We start from the raw sequence: 8,350 nt of genomic DNA on the forward strand, positions 1-8,350 counted from the left end.
TTCACCGCTCCTTGTCGAGGATGCCGAAGTAGTCGCCGGCGGTGTGCACGTCCTTGTCGCCCCGCCCGGACAGGTTGACCACGATGGTGGGCTCCCGGCCCAACTCGGCGGCGAGCTTCGGGGCCAGCGTCAAAGTGCCGGCGAGCGCGTGCGCGCTCTCGATCGCCGGGATGATCCCCTCGGTGCGGCAGAGCAGCTCGAACGCGGCCATCGCCTCGTCGTCGGTGACCGGCAGGTAGTTGGCCCGGCCGGTGTCGTGCAGCCAGGCGTGCTCGGGCCCGACGCCCGGGTAGTCCAGGCCTGCGGAGATCGAGTGCGACTCCAGGGTCTGCCCGTCGGCGTCCTGCAACACGTAGGTGCGGGCGCCGTGCAGCACGCCCGCCGACCCGCCGGTGATGCTGGCCGCGTGCCGGCTGGTGGTCACCCCGTCGCCGCCGGCCTCGAAGCCGTACAGCCGCACGTCCTCATCGCCGACGAAGGCGTGGAAGATGCCCAGGGCGTTGGAGCCGCCGCCGACGCAGGCGGTGACCGCGTCCGGCAGCGCGCCGGTGAGGTCGAGGCACTGCTGGCGGGCCTCGTCACCGATGCCCCGGACGAAGTCGCGGACCATCGCCGGGAACGGGTGCGGGCCGGCGGCGGTGCCGATCAGGTAGTGCGTCTCGTCGACGTTGGCCACCCAGTCGCGCATCGCCTCGTTCATCGCGTCCTTGAGGGTGCGCGAACCGTTGGTGACCGGGACGACGGTGGCGCCGAGCATCCGCATCCGGGCCACGTTGAGCGCCTGCCGCTCGGTGTCGACCTGGCCCATGTAGACCACGCATTCCAGGTCGAACAGGGCGGCGGCGGTCGCGGTGGCCACACCGTGCTGGCCGGCACCGGTCTCCGCGATCACCCGGGTCTTGCCCATCCGCTTGGTGAGCAGCGCCTGACCGAGCACGTTGCGCACCTTGTGCGCCCCGGTGTGGTTGAGGTCCTCGCGCTTGAGCAGCACCCGCGCGCCGACCTTCGCCGAGAACCGCCGAGCCTCGTAGAGCAGCGACGGCGTGCCCGCGTAGTCGCGCAGCAGCGCGGCGAACTCCGCCCGGAAGGACTCGTCCGTCATCGCCGTGCGCCACGCCCCGTCGAGCTCGTCCAGCGCGGCCACCAGGGCCTCGGGGACGAACCGACCGCCAAAGCGGCCGAAGTGGCCGGCGGAGTCGGGCTGCGGGCCGGCCACCTGGGCCAGCGCGTCGGCGCTCATCGGAAATCCTCTCGGTGGGACGTCACACCGGCGCGGGTCAGCGCACCGGCCGGGGCGTTGCCGGGTGATTACCGGCGTTGACCAGCTCAGCGACCGCCTCGCGAGGGCTCTTCTGGGTGACGAGGCCCTCGCCCACGAGGACCGCGTCGGCGCCCGCGGAGGCGTACCGGATCAGGTCGTGCGGGCCGCGAACGCCAGATTCGGCGATCTTGACGACGCTGCTGGGCAGGCCGGGCGCGATCCGCTCGAACACCGACCGGTCGACCTCCAGGGTACGCAGGTCACGGGCGTTGACCCCGATCACCTGCGCGCCGGCCTCCAGAGCGCGATCGGCCTCTTCCTCGTCGTGCACCTCGACCAGCGCGGTCATGCCCAGCGACTCGATTCGCTCCAGCAGGCCCATCAGCACGTTCTGCTCGAGCGCGGCGACGATCAGCAGGACCAGGTCGGCGCCATGCGCACGCGCCTCGTGCACCTGGTAGCTGGAGACCACGAAGTCCTTGCGCAACACCGGCACGGTGACCGCGGCCCGGACGGCCGCCAGGTCGTCCAGTGAGCCGCCGAACCAGCGCCCCTCGGTCAGCACGCTGATCGCCCGCGCCCCACCGGCCGCGTAGTCGGCGGCGAGATCGGCCGGATCGGCGATCTCGGCCAGCCGGCCCTTGGACGGCGACGAGCGCTTCACCTCGGCGATCACGGCCACGCCGGGCTTGCGCAGCGCCGCGTACGCGTCCAGCGGCGGCGGCGCCGCCGCTGCCAGTTCACGGATCCGCTCCAGCGGAACCTCCTCCTGGCGACGGGCGACGTCCTCACGCACGCCAGCCAGGATCTCGTCGAGCACGCTTACGGACGCTGCCTGACCGGCGTCGTCCCCCTCCGCGTGCGCATGCTCAGCAGTCACCAACGGACTCCCCTCTCCGGGCGTCATGGGCCGATGCTAGGGGCAGCCGACCGACGCCGGGCGGCGGGGGTATGGCGCTGCTCACGAATAGGGCTGCGGCATAATGGCCGACTTGCCGTGAACGGTATGTCACGCAGCGCCACCTCCGGTATCGACCAACGTCACGCGGTAGGAGCCTGGCGGCCCCGGCCAGACCGGGCCGATCCATCGATCATGCCATCAGTTCCTGGCCGGCGCGCGGTGACAGCGACAACGATCGATGCTGTGAGCAAGCTCAAGGCCGAACGGACGGTCCCTGGCCACGGCCGAGGCGAGACAGTTGACCGGGCGGTCATGACGGCGAAACGTCAGCAGGCCAGCATCGTCCTCGGGCAGACTCGATGGCGCGCCTGCCCCGACCGTCGCAACTCCTCGTGCGAGGTGACCATGAGCATTACCGAGCCCCACCCGAACATCGGGCTGACCACCATCTCGCGGACGGTGGCGTCGCTCGCCGTCGGGGTGGTGCACACGTTGGAGCGAGCCGTGGTGGGCGAGGAACGGATGCGGACCGCGCGCGGCAACGCCTGGGAGGCGGTCTGCGCCGACCGGGCCCGCGCCGACCAGCGCGCCGAGCTGAACCGCCTGGTGGCCGAGCTGACCGCCGCCCGCGCCGCCAGTCGCAGCCTCCAGCGGGAGCGTCAGCCAGTCGGCTGACACCCCGTCGGCGGCACTGATCGTCGCGTCAGTCCTCCGTCGGGTCCTCGCCCCGGTCCAGCGCGTTCCATGCCTCGGTGGTCCGCCGCCCGGCCATCGGGGCCGGCGGTCCCGCCGGATCGACCGGTGCCGACGCGGGCTCCTGAGCGGTCCGCACCGGCCGCTCGTACCGGGCGCCCATCGCCGGCCAGCCGCCGCCGCGCAGCGCGGTCCACAAGCCGCCCGCGGCGGCCAACAGACCGCCGAGCAGGCAGAGCGCCGGCCACTGCCGACTCACCGAGCCGTCGACGTCGGCAACCAGCCCGTACCCACCGCCGGCCGCCACGGCCAGACCGAACGCGCCGAGCAGTACGCCGAGCACCCGCCGCGGTCGGCCCCGGGTGGCCAGCACCGCGCCACCGCCGGCCAGGGTCACCAGGGCCAACGCCGGCAGCCAGGGCAGCAGGGCGGCACCGCTACGGGTGTCCCGCACCGGCGGCAGCGGCGCCGGACGCACCGTCAGCTCGACCGACCAGCTCCGCGTCGCCGCCCAGAGCGCCAGGCCCGCGCCGGCCAGGCAGAGCAACACGGCGTACGTCAACTCGCGCCGGCCCACCGCGGACCGCTCTCCGCTACTCAACGGGCTGGCCCTTCGTTCGCGACTGCGGGGCTCCGCTGCGCTGCACTCCTCGCGCTCACCGAGCCGGCCGCAACGTTTCGGCGGCGGCGATCGCCGCCAGCACGGCCGCGGCCTTGTTCCGCGTCTCCTCGTCCTCGGCGGCCGGGTCCGAGTCGGCGACCACCCCAGCCCCGGCCTGCACGTAGGCGCGGCCGTCGCGGATGAGCGCGGTGCGGATGGCGATCGCCATGTCCAGGTCGCCGCCGAAGCCGAAGTAGCCGACCGTGCCGCCGTAGAGGCCACGGCGGACCGGCTCCAGCTCCTCGATGATCTCCATGGCCCGCACCTTGGGCGCACCGGAGAGCGTGCCGGCCGGGAAGGTCGCGGCGAGCGCGTCGAACGCGGTCTGGTCGTCACGCAGCGTGCCGGTGACGGTGGAGACGATGTGCATGACGTGGCTGTACCGCTCGACCGTGGCGAACTCGGGCACCTCGACGCTGCCGGGTTGGCAGACCCGGCCCAGGTCGTTGCGGCCCAGGTCGACCAGCATCACATGCTCGGACCGCTCCTTCGGGTCGGCTAGCAGCTCCGCGGCGAGCGCGGCGTCGGCGGTGGGGGTGCCGCCGCGCGGCCGGGTGCCGGCGATCGGGTGCAGCAGCGCGCGGCGCCGCCCGTCCGCAGAGCCGGTGACCTTCAGGTGCGCCTCCGGGGACGAGCCGACGATGTCGAACCCGTCGAAGCGCAGCAGGTACATGTACGGACTGGGGTTGCTGGTGCGCAGCACCCGGTAGACGTCCAGGGGGTCGGCGTGGGTCGACCGCTCGAAGCGCTGGGAGAGCACGATCTGGAAGCACTCGCCGGCCCGGATCGCCTCCTTGGCGGCCTCCACCGCCTTCGGGTAACCGCCGTCGGGCGTACGGCAGAGCACCTCCCCGGCTGGGGGACGCTCGACGGTGGAGATCATCGGCGGGATGGGCCGGGACAGCGCGGTGGTCATGGCGTCCAGCCGGCCGACCGCGTGGTGGTACGCGGCGGCGACCTGCGGGGCGCGGTCCGGGGCGTCCAGCGGCGGCAGCACCGCGTTGGCGACCAGGATCGCCGAGCCGTCGTAATGGTCGAGCACCACCAGGTCGGTGGCGAGCATCATGCCCAGCTCCGGCACGCCCAGGTCGTCCTCGGTCAGCTCGGGCAGCCGCTCGAAGCGGCGGATGAGGTCGTAGCCGAGGTAGCCGACCATCCCCCCGGTCAGCGGCGGCAGGCCGTCGGACGGGTCCCCGACCGGCCCGGCCAGCGCCGCCACCGTCTCCCGCAGCACCCGCACCGGGTCACCCTCAGTGGGCAGCCCGGCCGGCGGCTGGCCGAGCCAGGTCGCCACCCCGTCCCGCTCGATGAGGGTCGCGCTGCTGCGTACGCCGATGAACGAGTACCGCGACCAGGCCATGCCGGCCGAGCCGACGCCCTGCTCAGCCGATTCCAACAGGAACGTGCCCGGCCCACCGGCCAGCTTCCGGTAGACCCCGACCGGGGTCTCCGCGTCGGCCAGCAGCCGCCGCGTGACCGGCACCACCCGCCAGTGGACGGCCAGCTCGGTGAAGGTGGCCAGGTCGGGGCTGACGGTGCCGTCAGTCATGGGCGAGCTCCCTTTCGTTCGCGACTGCGGGGCTCCGCCGCGCCGCACTCCTCGCGCTCACAGAGCCTGCCTTTCGTTCGCGACTGCAGGGCTCCGCTGCGCCGCACTCCTCGCGCTCACAGAGACTCCGGGGCGGTGACGGGAAGCTCGGTGAAGAAGCAGGTCCGGTGCCCGGTGTGGCAGGCGGCGCCGACCTGGTCCACGCTCACCAGCAGCGCGTCCCCGTCGCAGTCCAGCGCGACCGAGCGGACGTACTGGTGGTGCCCGGAGGTGGCGCCCTTGACCCAGTACTCGCGTCGGCTGCGCGACCAGTAGGTGGCCCGGCCGGTGGTGAGGGTGCGGTGTAGCGCCTCGTCGTCCATCCAGGCGACCATCAGGACCTCGCCGGTGTCGTGCGCGCGGACCACGGCGGCTACCAGACCGTCGGGGGTGCGGCGCAGGCGGGCCGCGACGGCGGGGTCGAGCCGGGACGGACGGGCCGGCACGGGCGCGGCCGGACCGGTCGGATCGCTGGGAACGCCGGTCACCGGCGCGTCAGGTACGGGCACAGTGACCAATTGTCCCGCACGCGGCGCGGGCACCGGCGACCGCTCCCGCAGGGGCTGCGGCGGGAGCCCGGCGGGCCGGGCCAGCTGGGCCACGTAGCGGTCCAGCCGGCCGTCGACCAGGGCGGCGGCCAGGTCCGCGCCGGCCGTGTCGGCGATCTCCTCGGCGTACGGTCGGATCAAGGGCAGTGTGCCGGTGACCAGCCGGACGGCGGCGGCCCAGAGCTGGCCGGTGGCACCCGGGCGAAGCCCGAGGCAGAGCAGCATGTCCGCCCGGTAACCGGGTGGGGCCACCGGCAGTTCCAGGGCCGCCGCGAAGGCCGCCCGGCGGGAGTGGACCCGCACCGACGGGTTGGCCGGGCGCAGGACCGATGGGCAGAGCCGGGCCAGGTCGGCGACGGCGAGCCGGACCCCGGGACGGTCGTCGGCGGCCCGCGCGGCGGCGGCCTTACCCAGCGAGGCGATCAGCTCTTCGAGTCGGGGTGGCTCGGCGGGCTGGCAGAGCACCGGCAGGTCGATCCGGGGCCGCCAGTGCGGGTCGGCCCAGAGCAGTCGCGCCGGTGCGGTGACCGGCAGCCCGAACGCCCAGTCCGCCGGCTCGCCGAGTCGGTGCACCCAGGAGCGCACGTCGTGGGCGGCCACCGAGACGTGGGTGACCCGGCCTGCGGATTCGGCCAGGTACGCGCGCCGGGCGGCGTACGGGGCGCCGCCGACCAGCACGTCGAGATCCACGTCGCTGTGTGCGGTGGCGGCGCGGCGGGCGTGACTGCCGCGCAGCAGGATGCCGACGACCGGCCGCTCGGCGGCCTGCCGCAACCGCGCGGCCCAGTCCTCAAGAAAACCGCTATCCGGTAACGGAGCGTGACCCACCGCGCCATCGTGCCGTACGTCCGATCAGCGCGCAATGCCCGTTGGCGGACCTGGTGTCCGGTCCGGAGCCTACTGCCCGTTCTCGCGCTCGGCGCAACGGTAGCCGGTCCGACCGTCGGTGCTGACCGTTGCACCGGCAGCAGCATTTCATCTAGCGTTGAGTTCAACACGTGATGAGTTTCCTTGGAGGTGCGGAATGGACGACGCGATAGCCGTCCGCGACCTGGTTGTCGACCGGGGCGGGCGGCGGGTGCTGGACGGCATCAGCTGCCGCGTCCCGCGTGGCGCCGTCACGGGGCTGCTCGGCCCCAGTGGCAGCGGCAAGACCACGTTCATGCGCGCGGTGGTCGGGGTGCAGGTGCTCAGCGGCGGGACGGTCACCGTGCTGGGTCAACCGGCGGGCGCCCCCGCGCTGCGGCACCAGGTGGGCTACCTGACCCAGGCGCCGAGCGTCTACGCGGACCTGACCGTCCGCGAGAACGCCCGCTACTTCGCGGCCCTGCACGGGCGGGGTCGCGTCGAGGCCGACCGGGCGATCAGCGACGTCGGGCTGGCCGAGGCGGCTGGCCAACTGGTCGCCACCCTGTCCGGCGGTCAACGCAGCCGGGCCTCCCTGGCCTGCGCCCTGGTCGGGGAGCCGGAGCTGGTCATCCTCGACGAGCCGACCGTCGGTCAGGACCCGGTGCTGCGGGCCGACCTGTGGGCCCAGTTCCACGCGATGGCCGCAGCCGGCACCACCCTGCTGGTGTCGAGCCACGTGATGGACGAGGCGGCCCGCTGCGACCGGCTGCTGCTGATCCGCCAGGGGCGTTTGATCGCCGACGACAGCCCGGCCGCGATCCGCGCCGCCGCCGGCGTGGACGACCTCGACGAGGCGTTCCTGCGACTGATCCGGGCCGGCGAGCCCGGTCCCAACACCATCGACGCGACGACGGGACCGGAGGCATCGTGAGCGCGAGGAGTCAGCCGGGCTTGCGAGCCCCGCAGTCGCAAACCAAGGAGCGATCGTGAACCTGCGGATCCTGGCGGCCACCACGGGCCGCATCCTGCGTCAGCTCCGGCACGACCGGCGGACCATCGCGCTGCTCGTGGTGGTGCCGGCCGCCCTGCTCACCCTGGTCTACTTCATGTACGCCGACCAGCCGACCCCACCCGGGCAGCCGACGACGTTCGACCGGATCGCGCTGGTGATGCTGGGCATCTTCCCGTTCGTGATCATGTTCCTGGTGACCAGCATCGCCATGCTCCGGGAGCGCACCTCCGGCACCCTGGAGCGGCTGCTCACCACGCCGCTGGGCAAGCTGGACCTGCTCTTCGGGTACGGCATCGCGTTCGGGCTGGCCGCCGCCGTGCAGGCCGCGGTCGCCGCCGGTGTGGCGTACTGGATCTTCGATCTGCACACGGCGGGCAGTGTCGGTCTGGTGATCGGGATCGCGGTCATCGACGCCGTGCTCGGCGTCGCGCTCGGGCTGCTCTGCAGCGCCTTCGCCCGCACCGAGTTCCAGGCAGTACAGTTCCTGCCGGTCGTCGTCGTCCCCCAACTGCTGCTCTGCGGGCTGTTCGTGGCCCGCGACCAGATGGCCGGCTGGCTCCAGGCGCTCAGTGACGCCTTCCCCCTGTCGTACGCCATCGAGGCGTTGCAGGAGGTCGGCGCCCACGCCGAGCCGACCGGCAGGATGTGGCGGGACGTGGCGGTGGTGCTCGGCTCGGTGGTGCTGGCGCTGGTGCTCGCGGCGGCCACCCTGCGCCGGCGTAGCGGCTGAAACTGCGGCGCCGTGGGCCGGCCGGCCCAACCCCCCCCCCCGGGGACCAACCAGGTGGCGGTGAAGCGGCGGGCCCGCCCGCGACCCAGCCACACCCACACCCCCGA

8 protein-coding genes and 1 pseudogene are annotated in these 8,350 nt (G+C 73.4%); 3 read left to right on the top strand and 6 right to left on the bottom strand.

Features of this window, described 5'->3' with window-relative positions:
* Position 1: 1 nt before the first annotated feature.
* Both trpB and trpC read right to left on the bottom strand, forming a co-directional pair.
* Complete coding sequence (gene trpB, locus ABZS37_RS19320) at positions 2–1,240, bottom strand: tryptophan synthase subunit beta (protein ID WP_355170681.1); 1,239 nt, start codon at positions 1,238–1,240, stop codon at positions 2–4.
* Between the two features lie 37 nt (positions 1,241–1,277).
* Entirely contained in the window at positions 1,278–2,081 is an 804-nt protein-coding gene (gene trpC, locus ABZS37_RS19325; protein ID WP_354994972.1) for an indole-3-glycerol phosphate synthase TrpC, read from the bottom strand.
* Between the two features lie 486 nt (positions 2,082–2,567).
* On the opposite strand from trpC, the gene ABZS37_RS19330 reads away from it, so the two are divergent.
* The gene (locus ABZS37_RS19330; RefSeq protein WP_355170683.1) at positions 2,568–2,837 is read left to right on the top strand and encodes a hypothetical protein; all 270 of its coding nucleotides are present in this window, start codon (positions 2,568–2,570) and stop codon (positions 2,835–2,837) included.
* 28 nt (positions 2,838–2,865) lie between these two features.
* Here ABZS37_RS19330 and ABZS37_RS19335 read toward each other — a convergent pair whose 3' ends face one another.
* The 4 genes and pseudogenes from ABZS37_RS19335 to ABZS37_RS19350 all read right to left on the bottom strand — a co-directional run.
* Complete coding sequence (locus ABZS37_RS19335) at positions 2,866–3,456, bottom strand: Trp biosynthesis-associated membrane protein (RefSeq protein ID WP_355170685.1); 591 nt, start codon at positions 3,454–3,456, stop codon at positions 2,866–2,868.
* A 55-nt stretch (positions 3,457–3,511) separates the two neighbouring features.
* A complete protein-coding gene (locus ABZS37_RS19340; protein ID WP_355170687.1) occupies positions 3,512–5,065 on the bottom strand; it encodes an anthranilate synthase component I in 1,554 nt (517 codons plus the stop codon).
* A 116-nt stretch (positions 5,066–5,181) separates the two neighbouring features.
* The gene (hisI, locus tag ABZS37_RS19345) at positions 5,182–5,613 is read right to left on the bottom strand and encodes a phosphoribosyl-AMP cyclohydrolase (RefSeq protein ID WP_355170705.1); all 432 of its coding nucleotides are present in this window, start codon (positions 5,611–5,613) and stop codon (positions 5,182–5,184) included.
* Positions 5,614–5,793: 180 nt separating this feature from the next.
* Positions 5,794–6,480 (bottom strand): annotated as a pseudogene (locus tag ABZS37_RS19350) (phosphoribosyl-AMP cyclohydrolase); the annotation flags it as partial.
* A 196-nt stretch (positions 6,481–6,676) separates the two neighbouring features.
* On the opposite strand from ABZS37_RS19350, the gene ABZS37_RS19355 reads away from it, so the two are divergent.
* Positions 6,677–7,432: an ABC transporter ATP-binding protein gene (locus tag ABZS37_RS19355; RefSeq protein WP_355170689.1), complete on the top strand. Its 756-nt coding sequence runs from the start codon at positions 6,677–6,679 to the stop codon at positions 7,430–7,432.
* A gap of 55 nt (positions 7,433–7,487) precedes the next feature.
* The gene (locus tag ABZS37_RS19360; protein WP_355170691.1) at positions 7,488–8,243 is read left to right on the top strand and encodes an ABC transporter permease; all 756 of its coding nucleotides are present in this window, start codon (positions 7,488–7,490) and stop codon (positions 8,241–8,243) included.
* Positions 8,244–8,350: the final 107 nt, after the last annotated feature.

Source organism: Micromonospora sp. NPDC005413 (assembly GCF_040606435.1).
Taxonomy (GTDB): Bacteria; Actinomycetota; Actinomycetes; order Mycobacteriales; family Micromonosporaceae; genus Micromonospora.